General features: G+C 30.0%; 27 protein-coding genes and 1 tRNA gene. 24 read left to right on the plus strand and 4 right to left on the minus strand.

Annotation, left to right across the window (positions count from 1 at the left end; genetic code table 11):
• The first annotated feature begins 3 nt into the window (after positions 1–3).
• From V2W16_RS01370 to V2W16_RS01395, 6 genes are all read left to right on the plus strand, one after another.
• Positions 4–864: an NAD(+)/NADH kinase gene (locus tag V2W16_RS01370; protein ID WP_329380258.1), complete on the plus strand. Its 861-nt coding sequence runs from the start codon at positions 4–6 to the stop codon at positions 862–864.
• Positions 854–1,312: an arginine repressor gene (locus V2W16_RS01375; RefSeq protein ID WP_138269021.1), complete on the plus strand. Its 459-nt coding sequence runs from the start codon at positions 854–856 to the stop codon at positions 1,310–1,312. The genes V2W16_RS01370 and V2W16_RS01375 overlap by 11 nt, the downstream gene beginning before the upstream one ends.
• 1 nt (position 1,313) lies before the next feature.
• Positions 1,314–3,011, plus strand: a complete 1,698-nt coding sequence (gene recN / locus V2W16_RS01380) for a DNA repair protein RecN (protein ID WP_329380262.1) — start codon at positions 1,314–1,316, stop codon at positions 3,009–3,011.
• Between the two features lie 74 nt (positions 3,012–3,085).
• Positions 3,086–4,363, plus strand: a complete 1,278-nt coding sequence (spoIVB, locus tag V2W16_RS01385) for a SpoIVB peptidase (RefSeq protein ID WP_329380265.1) — start codon at positions 3,086–3,088, stop codon at positions 4,361–4,363.
• A gap of 81 nt (positions 4,364–4,444) precedes the next feature.
• Positions 4,445–5,218 carry a sporulation transcription factor Spo0A gene (gene spo0A / locus V2W16_RS01390; protein WP_253229232.1) on the plus strand — a complete coding sequence of 258 codons (774 nt, stop codon included), beginning with the start codon at positions 4,445–4,447 and terminating at the stop codon, positions 5,216–5,218.
• 120 nt (positions 5,219–5,338) lie between these two features.
• Positions 5,339–6,058 carry a GntR family transcriptional regulator gene (locus V2W16_RS01395; protein WP_138269017.1) on the plus strand — a complete coding sequence of 240 codons (720 nt, stop codon included), beginning with the start codon at positions 5,339–5,341 and terminating at the stop codon, positions 6,056–6,058.
• A gap of 159 nt (positions 6,059–6,217) precedes the next feature.
• Here V2W16_RS01395 and V2W16_RS01400 read toward each other — a convergent pair whose 3' ends face one another.
• Positions 6,218–6,886 (minus strand): MBL fold metallo-hydrolase, encoded by a 669-nt coding sequence (locus tag V2W16_RS01400; protein ID WP_329380271.1) that lies wholly within the window; start codon positions 6,884–6,886, stop codon positions 6,218–6,220.
• A 111-nt stretch (positions 6,887–6,997) separates the two neighbouring features.
• On the opposite strand from V2W16_RS01400, the gene V2W16_RS01405 reads away from it, so the two are divergent.
• From V2W16_RS01405 to V2W16_RS01455, 11 genes are all read left to right on the plus strand, one after another.
• Entirely contained in the window at positions 6,998–7,267 is a 270-nt protein-coding gene (locus V2W16_RS01405) for an ACT domain-containing protein (protein WP_138269015.1), read from the plus strand.
• Positions 7,268–7,284: 17 nt separating this feature from the next.
• Entirely contained in the window at positions 7,285–8,637 is a 1,353-nt protein-coding gene (locus V2W16_RS01410) for a PFL family protein (RefSeq protein ID WP_329381531.1), read from the plus strand.
• A gap of 13 nt (positions 8,638–8,650) precedes the next feature.
• Complete coding sequence (locus V2W16_RS01415) at positions 8,651–9,712, plus strand: alanine/ornithine racemase family PLP-dependent enzyme (RefSeq protein ID WP_253229234.1); 1,062 nt, start codon at positions 8,651–8,653, stop codon at positions 9,710–9,712.
• On the plus strand, positions 9,713–10,882 hold the full coding sequence (locus V2W16_RS01420; protein ID WP_329380276.1) for a cysteine desulfurase family protein: 1,170 nt from the start codon (positions 9,713–9,715) through the stop codon (positions 10,880–10,882).
• Positions 10,883–10,889: 7 nt separating this feature from the next.
• Positions 10,890–12,044 carry a tRNA uracil 4-sulfurtransferase ThiI gene (thiI, locus tag V2W16_RS01425; protein ID WP_329380279.1) on the plus strand — a complete coding sequence of 385 codons (1,155 nt, stop codon included), beginning with the start codon at positions 10,890–10,892 and terminating at the stop codon, positions 12,042–12,044.
• A gap of 87 nt (positions 12,045–12,131) precedes the next feature.
• Entirely contained in the window at positions 12,132–12,617 is a 486-nt protein-coding gene (locus tag V2W16_RS01430; protein WP_253229237.1) for a MerR family transcriptional regulator, read from the plus strand.
• 80 nt (positions 12,618–12,697) lie between these two features.
• Positions 12,698–12,874: an alpha/beta-type small acid-soluble spore protein gene (locus V2W16_RS01435; RefSeq protein WP_253229238.1), complete on the plus strand. Its 177-nt coding sequence runs from the start codon at positions 12,698–12,700 to the stop codon at positions 12,872–12,874.
• A gap of 313 nt (positions 12,875–13,187) precedes the next feature.
• A complete protein-coding gene (locus V2W16_RS01440; RefSeq protein WP_253229239.1) occupies positions 13,188–14,054 on the plus strand; it encodes a class II fructose-bisphosphate aldolase in 867 nt (288 codons plus the stop codon).
• Positions 14,047–14,997: a PHP domain-containing protein gene (locus tag V2W16_RS01445; protein ID WP_253229240.1), complete on the plus strand. Its 951-nt coding sequence runs from the start codon at positions 14,047–14,049 to the stop codon at positions 14,995–14,997. Before V2W16_RS01440 ends, V2W16_RS01445 begins: the two co-directional genes overlap by 8 nt.
• A gap of 16 nt (positions 14,998–15,013) precedes the next feature.
• Complete coding sequence (deoC, locus tag V2W16_RS01450; protein ID WP_329380287.1) at positions 15,014–15,736, plus strand: deoxyribose-phosphate aldolase; 723 nt, start codon at positions 15,014–15,016, stop codon at positions 15,734–15,736.
• Positions 15,737–15,847: 111 nt separating this feature from the next.
• Positions 15,848–16,792: an L-lactate dehydrogenase gene (locus V2W16_RS01455; protein ID WP_253229241.1), complete on the plus strand. Its 945-nt coding sequence runs from the start codon at positions 15,848–15,850 to the stop codon at positions 16,790–16,792.
• A gap of 35 nt (positions 16,793–16,827) precedes the next feature.
• Here the strand turns inward: V2W16_RS01455 and V2W16_RS01460 are convergent, their stop codons facing one another.
• Together V2W16_RS01460 and V2W16_RS01465 are read right to left on the minus strand one after the other, a co-directional pair.
• Positions 16,828–17,091: a glutaredoxin domain-containing protein gene (locus V2W16_RS01460; protein WP_253229242.1), complete on the minus strand. Its 264-nt coding sequence runs from the start codon at positions 17,089–17,091 to the stop codon at positions 16,828–16,830.
• A gap of 51 nt (positions 17,092–17,142) precedes the next feature.
• A complete protein-coding gene (locus V2W16_RS01465; protein WP_329380295.1) occupies positions 17,143–18,165 on the minus strand; it encodes a bifunctional glycosyltransferase family 2/GtrA family protein in 1,023 nt (340 codons plus the stop codon).
• 135 nt (positions 18,166–18,300) lie between these two features.
• Between V2W16_RS01465 and V2W16_RS01470 the strand changes: the two genes are divergently transcribed.
• The 7 genes from V2W16_RS01470 to V2W16_RS01500 all read left to right on the plus strand — a co-directional run bounded on the left by V2W16_RS01470 (position 18,301) and on the right by V2W16_RS01500 (position 23,265).
• Positions 18,301–19,158, plus strand: coding sequence for a DMT family transporter (locus tag V2W16_RS01470; protein ID WP_329380298.1), 858 nt, complete (start codon positions 18,301–18,303; stop codon positions 19,156–19,158).
• Between the two features lie 23 nt (positions 19,159–19,181).
• Positions 19,182–19,268 (plus strand) — tRNA-Leu (locus tag V2W16_RS01475).
• A gap of 178 nt (positions 19,269–19,446) precedes the next feature.
• Positions 19,447–19,902 carry a TFIIB-type zinc ribbon-containing protein gene (locus V2W16_RS01480; RefSeq protein ID WP_329380301.1) on the plus strand — a complete coding sequence of 152 codons (456 nt, stop codon included), beginning with the start codon at positions 19,447–19,449 and terminating at the stop codon, positions 19,900–19,902.
• Between the two features lie 52 nt (positions 19,903–19,954).
• A complete protein-coding gene (locus tag V2W16_RS01485) occupies positions 19,955–20,659 on the plus strand; it encodes a hypothetical protein (RefSeq protein ID WP_329380304.1) in 705 nt (234 codons plus the stop codon).
• A 229-nt stretch (positions 20,660–20,888) separates the two neighbouring features.
• On the plus strand, positions 20,889–21,029 hold the full coding sequence (locus V2W16_RS01490; protein WP_329380306.1) for a recombinase family protein: 141 nt from the start codon (positions 20,889–20,891) through the stop codon (positions 21,027–21,029).
• Between the two features lie 527 nt (positions 21,030–21,556).
• The gene (locus V2W16_RS01495; RefSeq protein WP_329380309.1) at positions 21,557–22,363 is read left to right on the plus strand and encodes a histidinol-phosphatase HisJ family protein; all 807 of its coding nucleotides are present in this window, start codon (positions 21,557–21,559) and stop codon (positions 22,361–22,363) included.
• A gap of 137 nt (positions 22,364–22,500) precedes the next feature.
• Entirely contained in the window at positions 22,501–23,265 is a 765-nt protein-coding gene (locus tag V2W16_RS01500; protein ID WP_329380312.1) for an SHOCT domain-containing protein, read from the plus strand.
• 70 nt (positions 23,266–23,335) lie between these two features.
• Here V2W16_RS01500 and V2W16_RS01505 read toward each other — a convergent pair whose 3' ends face one another.
• Positions 23,336–26,563, minus strand: a complete 3,228-nt coding sequence (locus V2W16_RS01505; protein WP_329380315.1) for an ABC transporter ATP-binding protein/permease — start codon at positions 26,561–26,563, stop codon at positions 23,336–23,338.
• Positions 26,564–26,741: the final 178 nt, after the last annotated feature.

Genomic DNA, 26,741 nt, shown 5'->3' on the forward strand with positions numbered 1-26,741 from the left:
ATTATGGAAAAATATGTAGGCATAATAACAAATTATAAAAAAGACAGATACATGGATTTCACAAGACAAATAGTTCATTATCTGTATGAAAAAAATGTACATATGTATCTTGAAGAACCATTGAAAAATCCCGAATATGACAGCTTTTCAATATTAAACGAAGAAAACATAAAAAAAGTTTCCTTTATTATAATAATCGGAGGAGACGGAACAATTTTAAAAGCCTTATCTCAAATAGGAGAATACGAAAAACCAATTCTTGGAATTAACTTTGGAAAAGTCGGTTTTCTTGCAAATGTAGAAAGAAACGAATGGAAAGAATGTATAGACAAGGCTTTAAATGGTGATTACACACTAGATAAAAGAATGCTTCTTGATGTGTATGACAAAGATAACAACAAACTTGGTTTTGCCTTAAACGATGCAGTGCTTTTTAGAAAAAATCACTACGGAGTTGCAGAATATAAGGTGTTTATAAACGATGAAGTTTTTGCCGACTATCTTGCTGACGGTGTAATAATATCAGGACCTACAGGTTCAACAGCTTATAACCTTTCAAGCGGGGGACCTGTTGTAAACCCAAACTGCGATTTGTTTATAATAAATCCTATTTGTGCTCATACTTTAAATTCAACAAGCATTATCGTTAATTCAAATGATGTTGTAAAAATAAGGTTTAACCCTAAAATAACTAGTGTTTACATAGATAGTGTTGAACCAGATATAAAAGGAAATGAAATATTAGTAAAGAAAAGTGCTCTTAAAGCCAATTTCATAAGATTTGATGATTATAATTTCTATTCTTTACTTGTAAACAAGATAAAAAACCCAATAGTAGAAGGAGAATTTGTTCATGAAGATTGACAGACATTCAAAAATACTTGAAATATTAAACAAATACGAAGTTGAAACACAAGAAGACTTAACAAAATACTTAAAAGAAGCGGGAATAAACGTAACGCAGGCAACAGTTTCAAGAGATATCAGACAAATGAAACTTATAAAGGTAATGACAAAAAGCGGTAAATATAAATATGCTGCATATTCAAATCAAAGTTCAAATTTAGATGATAGAATCGTAAGTGTTTTTAGAGAAGCTGTTTTAACAATTGATTATGCAAACAACTTTGTATGCCTTCATACAATAACAGGAATGGCTCAAGCTGCAGGTGTTGCAATTGATGCTTTAAAATTAAATGAAATTGTAGGAACGGTTGCGGGAGATGATACACTTTTCATACTTGTAAGAAGTGAAGATGACGCAAAAGAATTGGTTAAAAAGTTTGAATCTCTTTTAAAGAAAGGAAAATAAAATGCTTTTATCGCTTAATATAAACAATTATGCAATTATAGATAATTTAAGTATTGAATTTGATGAAGGTTTAAACATAATAACAGGTGAAACAGGGGCTGGAAAGTCCATAATTATTGGTGCTTTATCGCTGGTTCTTGGGGAACATGCAAAAACGGAAAACATAAGAACGGGAAAAGATAAAGCCGTTATTCAGGCTTTATTTACGGTTGAAGAAAATAACCATGAATTAAAGGAAGTTCTTGATGATTTATCTATTGACTATAGCGATCAAACACTTATTTTAACAAGGGAGATTTCATTAAAAGGAAGAAATATTTGTAAGATAAATTCAACCTTGGTTAATGTATCAACTCTAAAGGAAGTTGGAACTCATCTTATTGATATTCACGGACAACATGAACATCAAAAACTCCTAAACCAAAATACTCATTTAAGTTTTCTTGATTCATATGGACAAAATAAAATAAAAGATGATTTAAGAAATGTTTCTTTATCTTATGATGAATATAAAAAGGCTTTAAAAGAACTTACTGAACTTGAAAAAAAATCAAAGGAAAACAGTGATAATTTAGATAATTTTAAAAGACAATTTGAAGAAATAAATGAAGTAGAACTTGAAATCGGAGAAGATGAAGAGCTTGAAAAAAGAGAAAAAATTCTTCTAAATTCACAAAATATATATTCAGATATAGACAGTGCATACTCTCTTTTATATAAATCAGACAGTAACGTTTTGTCAAATTTAACCTTGGCGAACGAATCTTTTTCAAAGGTTCTTGATTATGATGAAAGCGTAAAAGAAAATGTAGAAATGCTAAACGAGGCAAATACATTAATAGAAGAGGTAGTGTTTTTCTTAAGGGATTACAGAGATAATATTTCATTTAACCCCGAAGAATTAAACGATATAGAAAGTAAATTAAATAAGATAAATTATCTTAAAAAGAAATATGGAGTAACAATAGAAGAAATTTTAGAATATAAAAAGGAACTACAAAATAATATCGAGCTTATAGATAACTATGAAGATACTCTAAATTCTCTTAAAAAAGACGTGGATAAAAAGAAAAAAGAATATTTAAAACACGCAAAAACCTTAAGAGAAAAAAGAAAAAAAATTGCAGATGAGTTCTGCAAAAAAATAACCGAAAATCTTCAGCTTCTTTCAATGAAAGGAACGGTTTTTGCTTGTGAATTTAAAGACCTTGAAAAAAATGAAAACTATACTAAAAAAGGAATTGATGATATAGCTTTCATGATTTCAACAAATAAAGGAGAAAGTTTAAAACCACTGAATAAAATAGCATCAGGCGGTGAAATTTCAAGAGTAATGTTATCATTTAAGAGAATTTTATCGGAAAATGATAATATTGATTGTTTGATATTTGATGAAATAGATACGGGAATAAGCGGACAAACTGCTTTAATCGTAGGAAAACAAATGTGGGAACTTTCAAAAAACCACCAAATTCTTGCAATAACGCATCTTCCTCAAATTGCTTCAATGGCAGATACGAATTATTTCATTAAAAAAGAAGTAAAAGATGATAAGACATTTACATCTTTTACAAAACTTAATGAGGAAGAAAAAGTAGAGGAACTTGTAAGAATAATAAGTGGTGAAAACACCAGTGAAAATGCAATTATGTATGCAAAAGACATGATTGAAAATGCTGACAAATTAAAAAATCAATAATCACTTTTGTGCTTCGTTTATATTTTTTGTAATATTGGGAACAATAAATCAAAAAAACAAACGAGGTACTAAGTGTGAATATATTTTCAAGAAAAAAATTACTTTTAGGATTTTTAACTATAATTTTTATATTTTCAGTTTACCTATCTTACTTAAATATAAATACTAAAGAGATTGCTGTGTTATCCTCTCAGACGACCAGTGTTTCTTTAGATTTACCAAAAAACTGTAAAATTGAAAATGAAAGCGAAGATTTAAAAGTAAATGGGACGACTTCTTCAAAAAGTGATGTTGAAGATAATAAAATAGAAGTTTATTCATCTTCGGCTGGCGAATATAAACTAAAGGCAAAACTTTTTGGAATCATACCAATAAATAACTATAACATAAACGTTATACCAAACACAAAGCTTTATCCGTCAGGACAGCTTGTTGGGGTTAGTATGAATACCAAAGGAGCCATTGCCGTTCAGTTTCAATCCTTTATAGATATTAGTGGTAATGAAGTTTGTCCTGCAAAAGATGCAGGGATAAAAACAGGGGATATAATAGTCGAAATAGGAGGTAGTAAAGTTTATAATGCCGATGAAGTTATCGAGCAGTTAAACAAAATCGACCATAAGGAAATTGAAGTTGTAATAAAAAGAGAAAATGTTGAGCAGACAGTAACAGTAAAACCCGTAAAATCAAAAGACGATAATAAATATAAAATAGGCTTATGGGTAAGAGACAGCGTTGCAGGAATAGGAACACTTACTTGTTACAATGATAAGTTAAATAGATTCGTTGCTTTGGGGCATAGCATAAATGATGTTGATACAGGAATAATAATGCCCGTAAAAAACGGAGATTTGATTGAAAGCGAACTTATAAGCATTGTAAAAGGAAAAAGAAACAATCCCGGAGAGCTTAGAGGAGTTTTAAAAGCAGATAACAAAGACATAATCGGTTCAATTGAACTTAATAATGATTTTGGAATTTACGGTGATGTTACAAAGAAAGTTACTTCTTCATCTTCTCCAATGGAAATTGCCCTTCAAGATAAAATAAAAGAAGGCGATGCGAAGATTCTTACTACTATCGATAATAACGAACCAAGACTTTTCGACATAAAAATTAAAAAGACCTATAAACAAACCAAGAAAAACACCAAAAGTATGTTAATCGAGGTTACCGATAAAGAACTTCTTTCAAAAACAGGCGGTATTGTACAAGGAATGAGCGGTAGTCCCATAATTCAAAACGGAAAAATCGTCGGAGCCGTTACCCATGTATTTGTAACAGACCCAACCAAAGGATATGGAATTTATATTGAATGGCTTTTAGAAGATTTGTTGACCAAGCAAAATTAGACAAACTTTGCATTAAAATTGTAGTAATCTTTAAAAGAAATTAAAATAAAACAAAATAATATTAAATCGGGAGGAAAAATTATGGTATATAAAGTTGCAATTGCAGATGATAACGAAAAATTTGCTTTGGCTGTAAAAGACCATTTTGAAGGAAGAGAAAATTTTAATGTAGTGGGAGTAGTAGGAAACGGCAGCGACCTTTTGGACGTTGTAAAAAACGAAAAGCCGGATATTTTACTTTTGGATACAATAATGCCAATGCTTGACGGTATCGGTGTACTTGAAAAATTAAACAAAAGTGATATGGGTAACTACGATCCTCATGTTGTTATGATGTCAGCTGTAGGAGGAGAATCCTTTACAAGACAAACAGTAAATTTAGGAGCTGACTATTATTTCTTAAAACCTTTTAATTTTGATGAATTAACGAGAGAGATAGATGCATATTTTTCTCCCGATATGAACGAAGAAACAAAGGAAGAAAAAGAAAAGAAAGATAAAGATTATCAAGTTATGGTAACATCAATACTTCATGAAGTAGGTGTTCCTGCTCATATAAAAGGATATATTTATTTAAGAGAAGCAATAAAACTTGTTATTGATAATGTTGAATTACTTGGAGGAATAACAAAAACTTTATATCCTATGATTGCAGAAAAATACGGTACAACACCAAGCAGAGTTGAAAGAGCAATAAGACATGCAATAGAAGTTGCTTGGAATAGAGGAAGAGTTGAGACAATAGATAAAATATTTGGTTATACAATAGACCAAAATAAAGGTAAACCTACCAATTCGGAATTTATTGCAATGGTTGCCGATAAAATGAGACTTGATATTGGACAGTATGCTTAAAAGACGTGCAAAAGGCACGTCTTTTTTTATGAAAATCAAAGAGATAATGATGTTTTGTATCTTTTTTGTTGATTTAAGTACGTTTTTATATTAAAATGTTGATAAAGGGAGGTATGAAATATGGAAAAAGTATATCAATACAGCAAACTTTACAAATATTTTAAAGAAAAAATAGAAAACGGATATTATAAGCCGGGAGACTTAATACCTCCGGAACCTGAAATAGAAAAGATGTTTGGTGTAAGCAGAACTACCGTAAGAAAAGCTGTTGACCTACTTTCAAGAGAAGGATTTTTAAAAGCTCAACAAGGTAAAGGAACGGTTGTAACAGACAATAAAACAATGCAAAGTTTAAATCATGTAACGTCTGTTTCTGAAACATTACGACATAAAGGTTATGAAGTTAAACCTAAAAATATATTTATAGATTCCGTTGCTGCGGATGATTTTATTAGTGAAAAACTTGGAATAGAAAACGGAACTGTAATAATAAGAATTCAAAGAATACAGCTTGCAAACAATATTCCAATAGCAATAGTAAAAAATTATTTAAGAAAAGAAGATGTACCGGATATCATTAAAAAGCAAGATGAAATCACATCTTTATATGCATTCCTTGAAAGGGAATATGGAATAAACTTTGATTCTGCAACAGAATTAATTTCTGCAAAGAACGCAACTTTTGAAGAAAGCCAAATGCTTGATGTTGCGGTTGGAACAGCTTTAATCGAACTTAAAAGAACATGTTATATGGGACAAAAACCTATATGTATAGACCATTCAAAAATCGTTGGAAGTAAATATGAACTTGAAATAGAAATGGTTGGTAGAGAAAAATAAAAAGAAACGCATGGCGTTTCTTTTTATTTTTAATTAACAAAATATTTAGTGTATTATATTAATTAGTATTACAGGATTATTTATAATTTAATTATAATATTACATATATTAGTATAATATTAAATAATATCAATTAAAATATAATATATCTAAGTAGTTTTAAAATATAAATTCTTGATTTTCTTTTGTGATTTCATGAATATTTACATTTTTATATTTTTCTTCTATTTCTTTTAAATCGTCAATATATCTTAAATCTTCTCTAAAATGCATAGGGAAAACATCTTTTGTTTTAATTTCTTTTAAGAAGAAGTTAATGGCAAGTGTTGAGTTTTCATTTAATCTTCTATCCACCGGAATAAATGCATAATCAATAACTTCATTTTGTAAATATTCTTTTAACTTCATTATTTCATCTTGATAGTCTTTAGCTTCTTTTTCCTGTGTTTTTTTATCATCATTTTCCCAGTGCCACCAGTTTAAATCTCCGCTGTGGAATAATATTTTTCCTTCTGCTTTTATTAAAAAACTTACTCCAAGGTCTGTTGAACCAAATGTTTTTATTTTTATTCCATTTGTATCTATTTCATCATAAGGCTTTATAAATATAATATTATCTTTTTTCCTTACTTTTATATCATCACTTAAAACACATAATCCTTCTTTTAGAATAAAATCGTTAAAGTGATCCATATGAGAATGAGTAGCAAAGCAAATTACTTTTTTATCTTTACTTTCAATTTTTATTTTGTTCATGGAATCAATTACAAAAATATAATCATCAAGTTCAATTAAAAATCCGCTGTTATATAAATATTTTACTTTCATTTTTTAACCTCCGCTTCACCAAATTATATCAAACAAGGGTTTAATTATAAAGGTAAATATGATAATATATAATTTAAGTTTAAAAATATTTTTATTAAATCGGAGGAAGATATGAAAGCAATTATCACAGTAATCGGGAAAGATAAAACAGGGATTATTTATAATGTTTCAAAAGTACTAAACGACTATGATGTAAACATTGAAGATATTTCTCAAACAGTTATGCAAGATTATTTTACAATGTTAATGCTTGTTAAAATAAACGAAAATAAAGCTTCTTTTAAAACAATTAAGGAAGAACTTGATAAATTATCTGAAGAAATTGGTTTATCAATAAGAATTCAAAAAGAAGAAATATTTGATACAATGCATAAAATTTAAGGAGTAAAACAATGATTATACAAAAAAAAGATGTAATGGATACAATCAAGATGCTTGATACCGAAAATTTGGATATCAGAACAACTACTCTTGGTATTTCTTTGCTTGATTGTTTTGACAGAAACTATAAAGTTGCAACAAATAAAATTTACGATAAAATAACAACAATTGCAAAAGACTTGGTAAAAACTGCGGATACTGTTGCCGATGAATATGGTATTCCAATTGTAAACAAAAGAATTTCCGTAACTCCAATAGCTCTTGCTTGTGCAAACAGCGTTGAAGAGTGGGTTGAGTATGCAAAAGCACTTGACAATGCAGCAAAAGAAGTTGGCGTTGATATTATCGGTGGGTATTCTGCTCTTGTTCAAAAAGGATGTACAACAAGCGACGTTTCATTCCTTGAATCAATTCCATATGCCCTAACAGAAACAACAAATATGTGTTCAAGCGTAAACCTTGGAAGTACAAAATCAGGAATAAACTTTAATGCTGTTAAGAAAATGGGTCCTATAATTAAAAAGACTGCATACATGACAAGAGATAATAACTCATTCGGTTGTGCAAAATTTGTAGTATTTGCAAATGCCGTTGAAGATAATCCATTTATGGCAGGAGCTTTTCATGGTGTAGGAGAAGCTGAAAAAGTTATAAACGTCGGTGTAAGCGGTCCTGGTGTTGTTAAAACTGCACTTGAAGGAATGAAAGGTGCAACAGTTGACGAAATTGCTGAAACAATAAAAAGAACAGCATTTAAAATAACAAGAGCCGGTTCTTTAATAGGACACGAAGTAAGCAGAAGACTTGATGTTCCTTTCGGAATTTTAGACTTATCTCTTGCCCCAACACCTGCAATAGGAGACAGTGTTGCTGAAATTCTTGAAGTAATGGGACTTGAAAGATGCGGTGCTCACGGAAGTACAGCTGCTCTTGCAATGCTTACAGACGCAGTTAAAAAAGGCGGTATCATGGCATCAAGTCACGTTGGAGGATTAAGCGGAGCTTTTATTCCTGTAAGTGAAGACAACAGAATGATTGCTGCAGTTGAAGACGGCTGCTTACATTTTGATAAACTTGAAGCAATGACAAGCGTTTGCTCTGTTGGACTTGACATGATTGCAATTCCATGGGAAACACCTGAAGATACAATTTCAGCTATGATTGCCGATGAAGCTGCAATTGGTGTAATAAACAATAAAACAACTGCTGTAAGAGTTGTTCCTGTATATGGTAAGAAAGTCGGCGATAAAGTTGACTGGGGCGGACTTTTCGGAAGTGCACCTATTATGGAAGTAAACAGCTTTAGCAGTTCTGATTTCATTCAAAGAGGCGGAAGAATTCCATCTCCTGTACATTCATTCAAAAACTAAAGAAGGGAAAAGTATGAGACCTACATTAAAGATTAATTTAAACAAAATATACGATAATGCAATAACCGTTAAAGAAACTCTTGGAAAATACGGTGTAGACGTAACAGCTGTTACGAAGCTTCATTCCTGCAATGAAAGAATAGTTAAAACATTAATGGAAGCAGGAATAAAGAAGTTTGGGGATTCAAGAATAGAAAATCTTGAAAATATTAAGGATTTAGATGCTGAAAAATGGCTTATAAGACTTCCAAGCATTTCAATGGCAGATGAAGTTGTAAAATACAGCGATGTATCCTTAAACAGTGAATATGATACGGTAAAAGCATTAAACGAGGCTGCAAAATATCAAAACAAAACTCACGATATATTATTAATGTTTGATGTGGGCGATTTAAGGGAAGGATATTTTGAAGAAAAAGACATCGTTGAAAATGCTAAAAAAATGAAAAATCTTTCCAATATTAATATAAAGGGTATAGCTACAAACTTAACCTGTTACGGGGGAGTTTTGCCTGATGAAAAAAATCTAACTCATCTTGTGAATGTAAACAAACTTCTTGAAAGTGAGTTAAACCAAAAGCTTGAAGTGGTTTCAGGCGGAAATTCAACAAGCTATACTTTATTTAGAGAAGATAACCCTATTGAAGGAATAACCAATATAAGAGTCGGTGATACGATTTATTTTGGTAGAGACTGTACTTACAGAAGCCATATTGACGGTATGATAAAAGACGCTTTCATATTAAAAGCCGAGATAATAGAAATAAAAAATAAACCTTCAATTCCAATAGGCAAAAGAGGTTTTTCTGCCTTAAATTCAAAACCTGAATTTGTTGATGAAGGTATAAGAAAAAGAGCGATTTTATCTGTAGGAAAACAGGATATAGACCTTGATATGTTTCCTCTTGATACAAATACAAAAATCCTTGGAGGAAGCAGCGATCATTTAATTATAGATATCACAGACAGTAAAAATGATTATAAAATCGGTGATACATTTGAACTTTTTATGTATTATACGGCTACACTTAGAGCCTTTACTTCAAAATATGTTGTTAAGGAGTTTATAGACTAAATGGAAGAAATATATTTGGATAACGCCGCCACAACCATGTGTTATAAAGAAGCGGCAAAAGAAATAGAAAAATATCTTTTATATGACTATGCAAATGCATCAGCCGTTCATAAAAAAGGGTTTGAAGCCGGTAAAATATTAAAAGAAACAAAAGACAACTTACTTGATTTTTTAAACATAAAAGAAAATAGAAGAGTCATTTTTACATCCGGTGCAACGGAAAGTGTAAATATGGCCATTAAAGGAACAATAGGAAAAATCAAACATCCCGAAAATATCAATATTATTACAACCAATATCGAACATCCTTGTGTTACAAATGTATTTCATTATTATGAAGATTTGAATGTAAAAACAAAATATGTTCCAGTTGATAAAAATGGTGTAATAAATTTAGAAGAATTAGTAAACAGTATTGATAAGAATACAAAACTTGTAAGCATAATTTACGTAAACAACGAATTTGGCGTTGTTCAGGATGTTGAAAAAATAATAAAAAAAGTAAAAGAAAAAAACGAAAATGTTCTTGTTCACATAGACGCAACTCAAGCTGTTGGAAAAGTTGATTTAAAACTAAAAGATGCTGATATGATTTCCTTAAGTGCTCATAAATTCCATGGTCCAAAAGGAATAGGAGCTTTAGTATTAAAGGAAAACATAACTCTTCTTCCACTTCTTCACGGAGGTGGGCAACAGGAAAGTTACAGAAGCGGAACAATAAACACTCCTTTAATTGCAGGCTTAAACGAAGCAGTTAAAATTACAAATAAAAACTTTGAAGAAAATAAAAAGATTTTTAAGGATTTGTTTTTATATACGGTAAGTAAACTATCTTCTGAGATTAAAGATTATCATATTAATACTCCTTATGAAAAAGCCGATATTTCTTATCATATTTTAAATGTAAGTTTTAAAGGTATAAAAGGAGAAGTACTTCTTCATATGCTTGAAGAAGATAATATTTATGTTTCCGTTTCAAGTGCTTGTTCTTCAAGAAACACAACAGTAAATAGCATATTAAAGGCAATAGACGTTGATGATGATTTAATAAACGGAACTATAAGAATAAGTTTTAGTGAATTTAATACAAAAGAACAAATTGATGTTTTTATTACAAAATTAAAAGAAAACATAGAAAGATTACATCTTTTAAATAAAATGAGTAGGTAGAAAATATATGAATAAAATAATAATGGTAAAATATGGAGAAATAAGCCTAAAAGGTCTTAACAGAAAATTCTTTATAGATTTACTTCAAAAAAATATTAGACTTTCTCTAAGAAAATTTGAGAATGTAAAACTGCATACAATTCAAAGCAGAATTATAGTAAGCGGATATAATGAAACTGATGAAGAGGCCATTATAGAAAGGCTTAAGAAAGTATTTGGGATTGTATATCTTACAAAGTGCTACGAACTTGAAAAGGATATGAACAAAATCAAAGAAGTAGCTCTTAAAGTAATGAAAGAGGGGAATTACAAAACTTTTAAAGTAGAAACAAAAAGAAGCGATAAAAAATTCCCTATGAAATCTCCTGAAATAAGTAAAGATGTAGGGGCTTATGTACTTATCAATACAGATGATTTAAAGGTTGACGTAAAAAATCCTGATACAATTTTAAAAGTTGAAATAAGAGAAAATGCATATGTTTATGCAGGAGATATAAGATGTAATGCTGGACTTCCTGTAAACAGCAGCGGAGTAGGCGGACTTCTTTTATCAGGTGGACTTGATTCTCCTGTTGCAGGATACTTAATGAATAAAAGAGGAATGAAAGTTGTAGGACTTCATTTTCACAGCTATCCATTTACAAGCATGGATGCAAAAGAAAAGGTTAAAGACCTTGCAGAAGTTTTAAGCGATTATAACATGGGTATAACTCTTGTAAATGTTTCTCTTACAAAAATTCAAGAAGCAATTATAAAAAACTGTGAAGGCGAATATTTAACCGTAATTCTTAGAAGATATATGATTAAAATTGCCAACAGATTAAAAGATAAATTCGATTTAAAAGCTCTTATAACAGGTGAAAGCCTTGGACAAGTTGCATCTCAAACTATTGAAGGAATTTCTTGTACAAATGCTTGCTCTAAGTTACCTATTTTAAGACCATTAATTGCTTTTGATAAAACTGAAATAGTGGATATATCAAGAAAAATCGGTGCTTATGACATTTCAATAAGACCATATGAAGACTGCTGTACAATATTCGTTCCAAAACATCCTATAATTAAACCTAAACTTGAAAGAGTTTTGGAAGAAGAAGTAAAACTTGATATTGATGATTTGGTAGATGAAGCAGTTGAAAATATCGAAATTATTAAATTATAAAATTAAAACTGAATAAACGACAAATTAAGGCTTATTTTTTAAATTATTTGGAGTAATATATAAAAAAACCGTTTAAGGAGTTAAGTTTTGAAATATACTATTACACAAGCATCAAATATTTTAAATTGTAAGCCTTATTTATTAAGATTTTATGAAGATGAGTTCGGGCTTGAAATTCCAAGAAGTTCAAACAACAGAAGATATTATACAACAAGGGAAATAGATATTTTTCGTTACATAGAATCTCTTAAAGACGAGGGAAAGAAAAACAAAGAAATTAAAGAAACTTTATCGGAAAGCAAAAATAAAATTATTTTTGAAGAGATTGAAGAAGAAAAACCGAAAGAAGAAGAAAATAACATAACCTGCCTTATAAAGACGATAAATTCTCTAAGAGAAGAAATAGAAGAATTAAAAAAACAGGATAACTTCAAACAAAGAGATGAACTTATTACAGAAAACGCAAGGCTTAAAATGAAATTAAAAGAAAAGACTTATGAAAATTCAATTTTAAAAGAAAAATATAATGCCTTAAAACAATCAAGAAAAAGAAGCCTTTTTAAATTTGAATAAACAAGGAATAACTTTCCAGTGTATTTTAAAATATTACGTCCATAATATAAGTATAACACTTATAAATGGAGGTGAAACAAATGACTAAAAAAGAAGCTAGAAAAGGCTTAGACCAATTTAAAAAACAAGTTGCCAGTGAACTTAGCATTAATCTTAAAGAAGGATATAATGGTAATTTAACTAGCAAAGAAGCCGGTTCAATCGGTGGTGAAATGGTTAAAAGAATGGTTGAATCTTACGAAAACTCTATGAAATAGTAAGACTTAATCATTTTGATTAATATAAAAAGGAAACGGTTTTCCGTTTCCTTTTTTAATTTAGTGAATTATTTGTATATGTTTTAAATATGTATTTTTAATAAGATTAAATTCATGTTTTATTTATTTGTAATTTTAATAAATTCTTTTCTTAATGAATATGTTATATAAAATATCTATAAAAATACTCTTTATAAAAGTTTAAATGTATTTAAAAAGATTAAAAACTATTGACAAAAAGGGGCTTTATACATATACTGGTATTAAGTGGTTATATGTGGTTATAGCACATATTATATAAGGAGGCGTTAATATGGCTTATGTATCAATGAAAAAAATGTTAAACGACGCAAGAGAAGGCTCTTACGCAATAGGAGCGTTTAACATAGTAAATTACTTAACGGCAAAGGCTGTGGTAAGTGCCGCAGAAGATTTGAACGTACCTGTTATTTTACAAACTTCGGTAAAAACAGTAAAACAATTTGGAATTGAAGAATTTATTTCTTTCTTAAGACCTATATGTGAAATGGCAAAGGTCGATGTTGCCATTCATTTGGATCACTGCACAGACATTGAATATGCGAAAAAATGTATAGATGCAGGCTGGAGTTCTATTATGTTTGACGGTTCTAAAACACCTCTTAAAAAGAACATAGAAGATACTTTGATTGTTAAAGATTACATAGCAGGTAGAGATATTACTCTTGAAGGCGAAGTAGGAAGTATTGTAGGTGTTGAAGATGATATAGTCGTTCATGCAAACGATGCTGCTTATGCAAATAAAGAAGACTGCGAAAAATACTTAAAAGAAACCGGTGTAGATTTCCTTGCTCCTGCAGTTGGCACGGCTCACGGGGTATATAAAGGAGAAATAAGATTAAACTACGATTTATTTAAAGAAATTGATTCCATTTCACCTGTACCTTTGGTTCTTCACGGTGGAACAGGCTTAAGCGATGAAATGTTCAATACTTTAATTGATTTAAGAGCAAGTAAGGTAAATATTTCAACAGCAATAAAAATCGCTTATTGCGACAGTATGTATGAATACTCTTCTACTCATAGGGATGAACATAATCCTTTAACATTGGACGATTATGTATATAAGAAAATTTATGACCTTGCATACAAACACATCAATTTCTTTACACTTAGAAAGGGGAGCGTAAACAATGAGTGATTATAATTTTAAACCTAATTATTTATGTGATATGCATTGTCACACTACACGTTCGGATGGACTTTGCACACCAAAAGAACTTATTGATTTGGCAGCAAAATCAGGAATGAAAGTTTTAACTATTTCTGACCATGATATGCTTCCTCCAAAAACAGTAGAAGTAGACGGAAAAGAAGTTGACAGTGTAGAATATGCAAAAAATAAAGGTGTACATTTATTAAAAGCCTGTGAATTTTCATGTGATACTGATGTTGATGATGTTCACATGGTTGCATATGGCTGTGATTTTGAAGATAAAAAAATTAAGGAAGTAATGGAAGATATAGCAAACAGCAAAATAGAAAGCTATAAGGATTTCTTAAAAAGATTAAATGAGTGCGGATATGAAATATCTCTTGATGAAGTTTTAAATTACGGAGGACAACAAAGGAGCGAAAAAGAACTTCAAAAGAAACTTATTTTTAACTTAATGGCAGACAAAGGATATACAAAAACATGGTCTGACGCAAAGAAACTTTCTAAAAAAGATGAAAGATTAAATGTTAGAAGAAGAAAACCAAATCCTGTAGATATAATAAAAATAGTTCATGATGCAGGCGGTATAATAGTTCTTGCACATCCTTACTTAATAGCCGATAAAGTGGTTTTAGATGGAAAAGAAGTATCAAGAAGCGAATATATAGAAAATCTTATTAAAAACGGTTTAGACGGCGTAGAGGCAAGTTATACCTATGATAAAACAAGCTACACCGGAAACATGAAAAAAGAAGATATAATAAACGAAGTAAGAAATACATATAAAGATAAAGTAAAAATAATCTCAGGCGGGTCTGATTTCCACGGAGACCATAAAAAAGATTCTGACAATCCAAGATTTATAGGTGAATGCGGAATTGATTATGATTATTTCATTAACAACGAATTACTAAAAAAACTTATATAAACAAAAGGAGAATAAAATGGCAGTAGATTTTAGTAAACTAACCAAAAAAGATGTGGGTAAGCTTTTTGATTATGCGAGCCTTGCAAAAGATTTAACGGAAGAAAAAGTAAGAATGGGATGTAGAGAAGCAATTAAATATAATTGTAAGGCATTTTGCTTTTCTTCTTCATACTGGACAAAAGTAGTTGCAGAAGAACTACAAGGAACAGACTTACTTGTAGGCGCTGGAATAGGTTTCCCTCTTGGACAGCAAACAAGCGCCGTAAAAGCTTTTGAAACAGAAGAAGCTGTAAAAATGGGAGCTACCGTTCTTGATAACTGCATGAACGTGGGGGCAATGAAAGATAAAAAATATGATGAAATAAAACAAGAATTTAAAGATTACGTTAATGCGGCAGGCGGAGTGCTTACAAAAATGATAATAGAATGTTGTATGCTTACTGATGAGGAAATAAAAATAGCCTGTGAACTTTGTGCTGAAACAGGAATTGATTATGTTAAATCATCTACAGGACACTACGCAGGACCCACTCTTGAACAAACAGTATTAATGAGAGACTGCTTAAAAGGAACAAATACAAAATTAAAAGTTTCAGGAGTAAAAGCTCCAAAACCTCAAAATGCTTATGCATACTTAATGGCAGGTGCAGAACTTATAGGAACACAAGATGCTCCAATGATTATAGATGCTCTTGATTTAATGAGGGAAGTTGGTATTGTGCCAAAATATGAAGGTTAGATAATAAAATCCTTTCAATAAAAACTTTTTAAGTTTTAACACGGTAAATTTTTACCGTGTTTTTTTATATTTTTTATTTATATGCAAAAGATAAACAGAAAGGAGGTTATTATGTTAAACAAACAAAAGATAGCTATAATCGGTCTTGGCATGGTTGGTTCAAGTATTGCATTTTCCTTAATGCAGGAAGGAATTTTTTCCGAAATTGTCTTAATTGATAAAGACAGAAAAAAAGCAAAGGGAGAGGCTATGGATTTAAGTCATGGGATACCTTTTTGTGAAAGTATTAATATTTATGAAGGGGACTATGATGATATAAAGGATTGTTATGTAGTTATTATAACAGCAGGAGCAAATCAAGAAAAAGGGGAAACAAGACTTGACTTGATAGATAAGAATTTAAAAATATATAAGTCCATTATTCCAAATATTACAAAGACAAGTTTTGAAGGAATACTTCTTGTTGTTTCAAATCCCGTTGATATTTTAACTTATGTTACTCTAAAACTATCCGGATACGATAAAAAAAGAGTAATAGGAAGCGGAACGGTTCTCGACAGTGCAAGATTTCAGTATATGCTGGGAAGACACTTAAATGTTGACAGTAAAAGTATCCATGCATTTATTATAGGAGAACATGGAGACAGTGAACTTGCTGTATGGGATAGTTCAGATATAGGAGGAATGAAAATAAATAACTTCTGTGAACTTAGAGGACATTTTAATCATGAACAAGCAATGAACGAAATATTTAGCGGTGTAAAAAACAGTGCATATGAGATAATTGAAAGAAAAGGTGCTACTTATTATGGTATTGCAATGGCCGTGAAAAGAATATGTACTGCTCTTGTAAAAGATGAACATTCCATTCTTCCTGTTTCAAGCTATATTGACGGTGAGTATGGTTTAAATGATATATGTATAAGTATTCCAAGTATAGTTTGTATGAAAGGGATTGATAAAGTTTTGGAAATTCCTCTAAGCAAAAGGGAAGATGAAAATTTATTTAATTCTGCATCTAAACTTAAAGATGTTTTAGAAAGTCTTAAATTGTAAGAAATCTTTTGTAAAAAAATAAAGGGGATAACCCTTTATTTTTTATAGTGTTCAATTGCTTCATCTACATCAAAAGTCATTTTTCCGTCATCAAAAACGAAGAAAGGAACTCCTATTGTACTTCTTTGTCTTACCTTTGCAAATTCGTTAAGATTATCTCTTAGTTTTAAAAATTCTTTCATTGAAGTTGTATCTTCAGTTATTTCAATAAGTTCATAATTAATGTTTTTTTCTTTTAAAAGTTTTTTTGCATTTATACAATCTATACAACTGTTCATACCATACATTTTAAAACTCATATTTAATACCTTCTTTCTGTTTTATATTATGTCATAAATTAAAATGTGATATTATTTAAAAACAAAATGTTTTTGTCCGTTATAACTTACTACATATAAACACATATCAACTATAATTTTTGCAAAATATACGTTTATTCCAAGATACATATTTACGCCCTTTGTAAGTATTCCGCTAAGTCCTGCAACAATAAATACCAAAACATAGTATTTAAACATTGTTTTGCCAACGTGACCGTCATTTTTAAAAACGAACTTTCTGTTTAAAGTATAATTAAACAGGGAAGAAATAAGCCTTGCAATGTATGTTGCGGTTATTGTGGGTATACCGATAAAAGTAAATAGGCAAAAACTTAAATAATCCAAAATCCCCGAAGATGTAGAAGATAGAATATATTTTATAATTCTTTTATATACCCTGAAAGAATCCCTTAAAGTATCGTAGTGAGAAGATTCGTTGTCGTTTATGTATACAACGCTTATTGGCTCTTGAATAACCTCAATATGTCTATTCTTAAGCTCAAGCAAGATATTCATTTCAAATTCATATCTTTCGCCTTCAATGTCTATTATTTTTTTAAGCATTTCAACACTAAATCCTCTAAGACCTGTTTGTGTGTCTACTATTTCATCTCCGTTATTTAAAAATTTGAAAATCTTTCTTGTTACTGTATTTCCAAATAAACTTCTAAGAGGTGTTGTTTTGTCGAAATGTCTAACGCCCAAAATAAGTTTGTCGGGATTTTCATCGAGTATTTTTTCGATATTCAAAATATCTTTTGGTAAATGCTGTCCGTCTGCATCTGCGGTAACAGCGCTTAAATTATGTTTAATACAATATTCAAATCCCGTTTTTAAGGCTCTTCCTTTACCTTTATTTTCTTCGTGAACAAGAACTGTACATCCCAAATCCTCGACTTGTTTAAAAATATCCTCAAATTCTTTTCCGCTTCCGTCATTTATAATGAGAATTTTCTCATCATGTTCAATTAATTCTTTTACAACTCCGATAAGTTTTTTATCGGGTTTGTAGGCAGGAATAAGAATAACAGGATTTATGTTTTTGTACTTCATAAATTCCCTACCTTTTAATATATGTCTTTTTTATATTTTACCAAAAAAACATAAAAAAATAAATGATAAAAAAAATTATAATTATTCTAAAAATTTTGATATAATATTTTAGTATTTAAAAAAGGGAGGTTTATAATGAACAATCAAAAAAACGGGGCAATATATATCGTTATGGCTGCTTTTTTATGGAGTTTAAACGGTGTACTTATAAAATACATTCCATGGGATGCAATGGCAATAAGCGGGGTTAGAGCATTTTTATCTACAATTACTTTAATTTTAATTAAAGGAAGCATGAATTTTAAAATAAATAAACACGTTATATGCGCCAGTATATCATATATTACAATGGGCATTTTATTTGTGTATGCAACAAAACTCACCACTGCCGCAAATGCAATAATACTTCAGTACACGGCTCCTATATTCGTTATAATTTTATCAATTATTTTCTTCAAAAGTTTCCCTACAAAAAAACAGGTGTTTACCGTTATACTTGCATTTATAGGTGTAATAATATTCTTTATGGAAAAAGTAGGTTCAGGAGCAATGCTTGGAAACATTCTTGCAATTCTTGCAGGGATCGGGTATTCAGGAGTATTTATTTTTAATTCATACGAAGATTCAAATACTTTAGATGCGACAATTTTAGGTAATGGTTTAATATTTTTAATTTCAGTACCGACATTACTTCAAAATAATCAGCCGGCTCTTGATATGGCAGGTGTGTTTGGAATAATTATTCTTGGTATATTCCAAATGGGTGTATCTTATGCTTTATTCTCAAAAGGAATAGAAAGAACGGAAAGCGTAGATGCTTCCTTAATTTCAATGTTAGAAGCAATATTAAATCCAATTTGGGTTGCTCTTGTAATAGGGGAAATCCCAAGTATAACAACTTTTATAGGTGGTGCACTTGTTTTAATAGCGGTTATGTATAATATTTTAAATGGCAAAAATGATAATTCAGGACTTGAAAATCAAGGTCAATGATGATATAATACATAAGGTATTTTGCCGATGTGGTGAAATTGGCAGACGCAACGGACTCAAAATCCGTCGATAGCAATATCGTGTGGGTTCGAATCCCACCATCGGCACCATTTAATGATAATCCGAACTCGGTTTCAATCGGGATAGCTTCGGATTTTTAGTATATATTGAGTGCTAAAGCAAAATCGGTGGTATCACTTATGATATCGCCAATTTTTTACTCAAAAATAAGGGTAGATTTTTATAAAAAGTTCCACTATAATACAAGATATAGGCAAGAGGTAAGGTATGAGTAGTATAATTGGTGAAGTATCAATACCTGCTGACGATCAAGGATTTGTTTTAATGCAATGTCCTCTATGCGGGGAATTTTTTAAAATAAAGCCAGAGGATTATTATGCAGAAGATGTTATTGAAATTTGGTGTCCAAGTTGTGGTTTAAAAGCGGAAAATTATTTTACCGATGACGTGATAGAGCTTGCTTTAAAAAAGACAAAGAATTACGCAAATGATTTAATATATAACGAGATGAAAAAGTTGGAGAAGAAATTTAAAAGTTCATTTACATCGTTTAAGGTAGGTAAAAATCCGAAGCATGAAGAAGAATATCCTATTAAGTATGGAATAGAAGCTTTAGAAGTTGAGGAATATCTTTGTTGCAAGAGGGAAGCAAAAATCAAACCAATTTATAAAATGTGCGGGAGTTATTGCCCGTTTTGTGGGGTAAGGTATGAAGAATATTGATAAAAAACAGTTGAAAATAATTTCCATGGAATTTAGAACAATTGCTAACCGTTTGATTACATGCAATCATCAAACGGGAATGGCTTTATTGAAAAAATTTATGGCTTATATTGACGAAAACGAAATTATATCAGAGTATATAAAACAATATGTTAATACAGACGATTTTCAGCCAGTTGAAAGAGGGACTTGCTTTTCATCAATGGGCGATACAAAACAAGAGGAAATTTCTTATACATATCAGTATTTGAAATATGCTGTAGAGAATTATCACAACTTTTACCATGATATGGCTTTTCGTTATGCAAGAGAAGCGAATCATGCTGTAAAAGAATTTTGTAATCGAATAGTACTTCCTTTTGTCAACTATATTGAGGGGTATCTTACGGAAATAGGCATTCAGATGGGATATGATGAAGATAAAAAATTTATGATTAATGTAAATGGTGGCGTGGCACAGGTAAATGTAGCAAATGATAACGCAACAGTTCATGCAACTCAAAACAATGGTATTGATATTTCTCAATTAGAAAACATTATCTCTGATATTATGAAATACATGCCTACTAATATTACAGAAGAAGAACAGGAACAAATAAGTGACAGTGTTGAAGTAATCCGAGCTGAGGTACAAAGTGCAAGTCCTAGAAAAGGGTTCATTAAAACAGCGCTGAAAGGATTACAAGCTATCAATGGGTCTGCACAATTCGGAGCAGCTATTGCTACATTAGTTCAATTTCTTGGAACAGTTTTATAATTAGATTATTGTTAAAAGCGGCGGTATTATTAATGATACCGTCGCTTTTGTCATATGCTCATTTTCTTTTCTGTTTCCTTTGTCTTCTGTCCTGCTACTTTTCCAGAAGTGTGACCAAAAATTCGAGTGACACTTTGTCAACAAGTGGGAGCGTAGGACGAGGGACGGAGGTTTTCATATACATGAAAAAGTTAGGAGATATAATGAGTATGCAGAACGCGACGATATTATGATTTTAGGTATTTATATTGATTGGGCTTTATCAGTGAAAACAGATAAACATCCCAAATTTCAGCACATGATTAAGGACAACGCAAAGGGCTTATTTGATGTCGTTCTGGTATGGGAGTTAGACTGTTTTGCCCAATAATGTTATGACAAGCGTAAGATATATAAATGTTTTGAAGAAGAACGGTGTCAAGGTTATTTTCGCAAACTTGATGTAACAAATCGGGAACAGCGGCAAAGTCTGATTGATAGTTTTGTAAATGCGGTATATCTTTATGAGGATAAGATAATCCTTACTTTCAACTATAAGGACGGTTCCAAGAATATTACACTGGCAGATGGTGAGGGCGGCGGATTTATCCGTACTCGGTGCACCAGCTTAGATATATTACTGTAAAGCCTAAATGGTTTTACAGTTTTTTTATTTTATAAATATTTATTCAAATATTTCAAAGTGCGGTATTTAATTAAACTTATTTTTAATATTTCAGTAAATTATTTTTTGTTTATAAATATTCTTTTCAACTTAAAAATTTTCAATGCAAAATTATTTGAATAATAAAATTTATATAAACATTAAAGTTTGATATTTTAAATAATTTGATAATATGATATTATTTTGTAGCTTTATATTTAGGATATAAATAGTTTTAAAGGAGAGCTTAATATATGAAAGATTGTCATGTACATACTAATCTGTCTCATGATGGAATATCTACATTCAAAGAGTACATCGAAACTTCTAAAGAAAAAAATGTTGATGAAATAACTTTCACTGAACATTGGGATGATTATACAGGTTTAGATACAAAATTAACAATGTTAGATGTGTCAGAATATAGAAAAGAATATTTAAAATATAAAGATGATTCTATATTAAAAACAAATTTTGGCATTGAAATAGGATTACAGCCAGATATTGTAGATAAAGTTGAAACAATGGTAAAGCAATATCCTTTTGATTTTGTTATAGGCTCATCTCATATTACTTGTAAAAAAGATATGGCAATGGATAAAAGTTTTTTTAGTGGTTTATCCAGAAAAGAAGCTTATTTAAAATATTTTGAAGAAGTTCTTGAAAATATAAAATTATATAATGAATTTGATGTTTATGGTCATATTGATTATGTAGTAAGATATGGGGGATATTCTAAAAAGAAAATAGACTATGAAGAATTTAGTGAAGTATTAGACGAAATATTACTATTACTAATAAGAAAAGATAAAGGAATAGAAGTTAATACTTCAGGGCTTAGATATAACCTAGGTAACCCTCATCCAAATTTTGATATAATCAGAAGATATAAACATTTAGGGGGAAAGATAATTACAGTAGGTTCAGATGCTCATAAGGCTGATGATATTGCTAATAATTTTAGTATTGTATTTGATATCCTTGAAGATATCGGCTTTAAAGAAATTGCATTTTATCATAATAGAAAACCTGATTTCTATAAAATTAGGTCTTTAAGATAATAATTATATAAATTGATTTGTCTTTTATTAAAATATTTAATTGTATATTTTGGGAGAAATTATAAAAAATAATTTAATATTATACATTTTTACTATATAATAATATTATAATACAAATGCTAAAGGATGTGATTATTTTGGGGTTATTATCTAAAGAACAGTGTACTATATGTGGTAAAAAATTAAAATGCAAAAAATTAAATAATTATTCTTTTATTTGTAGTAACTGCATTTCATTAACAGGTTTGGATCTTGAAACACTAAAAAATTTTTCTAATGTACAAATTATTGAGAGAATTAATCATGTAAAAATAGCAGAAAAGTTAAATCAAGAAAAAATTTCAAACTTTGTACCAACAAAAAAGTTTGAAAATTATATATGGTTCGATGATACAAATAAGTGGTTTGCAATACCATCTGGAACAATAAAATATAATATAAATAATTCACATATTTTTTCATATGATGAAATAATAAATTATGAAGTCATCGAAGATGGAACAACTGTATCTACAGGAGGTCTTGGAAAAGCAATTGTTGGAGGAGCATTATTTGGTATCGCTGGAGCAATTGCAGGTGGAACTTCAAAGAAAAATAAGCAAGTTTGTACAAAACTTGATATTAAAATCACTACAAAAGATTTAGAAAATCCAGTTGCCATTATAAATGTTATTTCTACAGAATTAAAGAAAAGTGGAATATTATATGATGCTGCTTATAAAAGTACTCAACAAATTTTATCTAAACTTCAACTTATATTAAATGAATTTGAAGAAAATAATATTTCAGATTCAAATTTATCTATAGCAGATGAAATAAAAAAATATAAAGAGCTACTTGATATTAATGCTATTTCACAAGATGAATTTGATAAAATAAAAAGTAAATTATTAAACTTGTAGGATAAGTAATAATAAATTAACATAAATTATTATATTAATTTAAAAAAAAGGACTGCCAAGCAGTCCTTTTTTATTCACTTCTAAGGGCAAGAACAGGATCTTCTTTTGCCGCTTTTTTAGATGGAATTATTCCGCCTATTAATGTTAAAACAATACTTAAAATTATAAGAATTATTGCTGCGCTAATAGGTAGGGAAGCTTTTACATTTGCTCCGTCGGAAAGAATATATATAAGTTTATTTATAGGTATAAGCGCAAGTAATGAGATTCCAACACCCAAAACTCCCGCAAGAGCACCTATTATAATGGTTTCTGCATTAAATACCTGCGAAATATTTCTCTTTGAGGCTCCCATTGCTCTTAATATACCAATCTCTTTTTTCCTTTCAAGTACACTTATATAAGTTATTACACCAATCATAATGGAAGAAACAACAAGTGAAATGGATACAAAGGCTATAAGAACATAACTTACGGTGTCAACTATGTTTGTAACTGAACTCATTAGCGTTCCTACCATATCCGTAAATGAAATTACTTTATCTTCATTGCCTTCTTTTTCCATTCTTTCGTTATATTCGTTTAGTAAATTTGTTATTGATTTATTTCCTTCAAAATCTTTTGGATATATATCAATACCGCTTGGTTCATTAGGATTTGCATAGTTTAATTTCTTCAAGTTATTTTCATAAGTAACGCTTTCTTTTGAAAGAAGGGAAGTAAACAGTTCCGAAAGTTCCTCTTCACTCATGTTCATTTTGAAAGCTCCCGCAAAAGTTGAAGGGTCGATACTTATGGCATTTGAAATTGACTTGCTAAACTCTTCCATGCTTATTGCCATTTGTGCTTGCATAGATGCACTCATTTGTCCCATAGCACTTTGCATATATTGATTCATAATAGCATTTATTTGACCTTCAATATTTTGTGATTGCATTATCTGAGTCAAATTAGAAATAATAATTTGTTTTGCAATATCTGAATTTAAGTAATCATTAATTGATTGATTTAAATCCTCAGAGCTTACAAGTTCATTATCTTCAACATATTTCGTATATCCACCTAATACTTCATTAAATATGCTTTGCATTTTTTCTTGAGAAATAGAACCATTTGCTTGAATCTCTTCACTTATTCTTTGGTTTATTAAATTATTTACTTCTTCAGAACTTAAATACTCGCTAAATTGTTGATTTATTTTATTTGCATTATCATTAGGGTTGTTTTTTAAATATTCTTGATATCCTTTTATCAGTTCATCAACCAGTTTTTGAGTGTCTTCTTGTGTAATAGTAAAATTAATTTGATTTAAAATATCATTTAAATTTAAAGAAGGAAGATTGTTAGAATTCATCATTCCATTCATATCACCAAAATCAAATTTAATTTTAGATTCATCTATTTTAAAAGCAGACTGTAATGCATTTGTATCAACTTGCATTAGTGAGTTCATATCAAAAGCATTATCATTTCCTTCATCATCAAAACTTTTACCTGTAAATACGTTTATATCAGGATTTTCAAGTTGTTGTTTTACTATCTCGCTGTTTTTTGCATTATCCATGACATGAGTTGTAAGGCTTTGTGGGTAACATATTCCCATTGATAACATCATGCTTGATGCATCTTCTTTAGGTTGTACTACTCCAACGATTTTTAAGTCTTCACCGTTTTTTACGACCTTTTTCATGTATTCTGTATTATCGGTTTTATCACGCCATAGGTTATAATTTGAATCATATTCATAACAGTCGCTGTTATCAACAAGTTTAAATGTTTTTCCGATTATATCGTCATATGAGTATTCACCGAGATTTTCAGGAACAGTTACGTTTTTATCATTTGAAAAATCTTTTACCCATTCATCAAGTTCGTCATAATCCCTAAGTCCCAAAGTATAAAGTAAAAAGTCGCTCATTCCACCATTTGATGATAAAACAAGTACACATTCATTGTAATTTTCTGGCCATTTTCCAGCTTTTACATCGTATTGATTAATATATAAATTTTCATCACTTGGCATTTGGAAAAATACGTTTGTACTCATCATGCTTGACATAAAAGAGTTGTTTGAAGTTCCGGAGCCTATACCAAGACTTGTAAATGTTATATCAGGATTAACCTGTCTTATTTCATCATCTTTTTGTAAATATATCTTAGGAGAAACATCGTATTTGTATTCTATATTTTTTGCATAGTTATCAATAGGACATTCATCGCTTTCTAAATATGTTTTTAGTGATTTTAAATCGTTTGAGCCAATAGTTGAAAACATATTTGTAAGCTGTTTGTTTATTTTTATTTCTGAATCTTTTTGTTCGTTATTTGTATTTTGTATATTAATCATTGAAGTTAAATCAAAACCCGAACTTTGTATTTGTAAAGGGTATTCAGATAATGTATCTTCTTCTATTGATTTAATATAAGAGTTTACGCCGTTTGATAGGGAAAGAATTAAGGCAATTCCTATTATTCCAATAGAACCTGCAAATGACGTAAGAATGGTTCTTCCTTTTTTTGTCTTTAAGTTGTTAAAACTTAAAGAAAGAGAAGTTAAAAAAGACATTGCCGTTTTCCCGAATTTTTTATAAACAGATTCAACCTGGTTTTCTTCATTAATTTCAAAAGGGTCAGAATCTGAACGTATTTTACCGTCTCTTAAATTTACAATACGTGTCGCATATCTTTCGGCAAGTTCCGGGTTATGGGTTACCATTACAACTAAACGGTCTTTTGCAACTTCTTTTAATAAATCCATAACTTGTATACTTGTTTCACTGTCAAGGGCTCCCGTAGGTTCGTCCGCAAGAACAATATCAGGGTTATTTACAAGAGCCCTTGCTATTGCTACTCTTTGCATCTGTCCGCCTGATAACTGATTTGGCTTTTTGTGCATTTGTTCTTTTAAACCTACTTGTTCAAGGGCTTTTATTGCTCTTTCTCTTCTTTCTGATTTGTCTATACCCGAAATAGTAAGAGCAAGTTCAACATTTGAAAGTATCGTTTGATGTGGTATTAGATTATAACTTTGAAATACGAATCCTATTGTATGGTTACGATAAGAATCCCAATCCCTGTCTTTGTATTCTTTTGTTGATATTTCATTTATTATCAAATCTCCGCTGTCATATCTATCAAGCCCTCCGATAATATTCAAAAGTGTCGTCTTACCGGAACCGCTTGGGCCTAAAATTGCAACGAATTCATTGTCTCTTAAATTCAAACTTACGTCATCTAATGCTTTTTGAACTAAACTTCCGGTTTTATATTGTTTGCTTATATTTTTTATTTGAAGCACAACTAAACCTCCAAAATTTTATAATATGCCGTAATTTCTTAATCTGTTTTAGCATTTGATATATGATGTAATTTTAACATATTTGAAAATAAGTTTATATAGTTTTAATTAAATATTAATTATCATTTTTTTAAAAAAAGATAGAAGTATTTTTTACTATAAATAAAGTTGTGTTTTA

Origin of the sequence: Anaerofustis butyriciformans (assembly GCF_036289385.1) — a bacterium.
Taxonomy (GTDB): Bacteria; Bacillota; Clostridia; order Eubacteriales; family Anaerofustaceae; genus Anaerofustis; species Anaerofustis butyriciformans.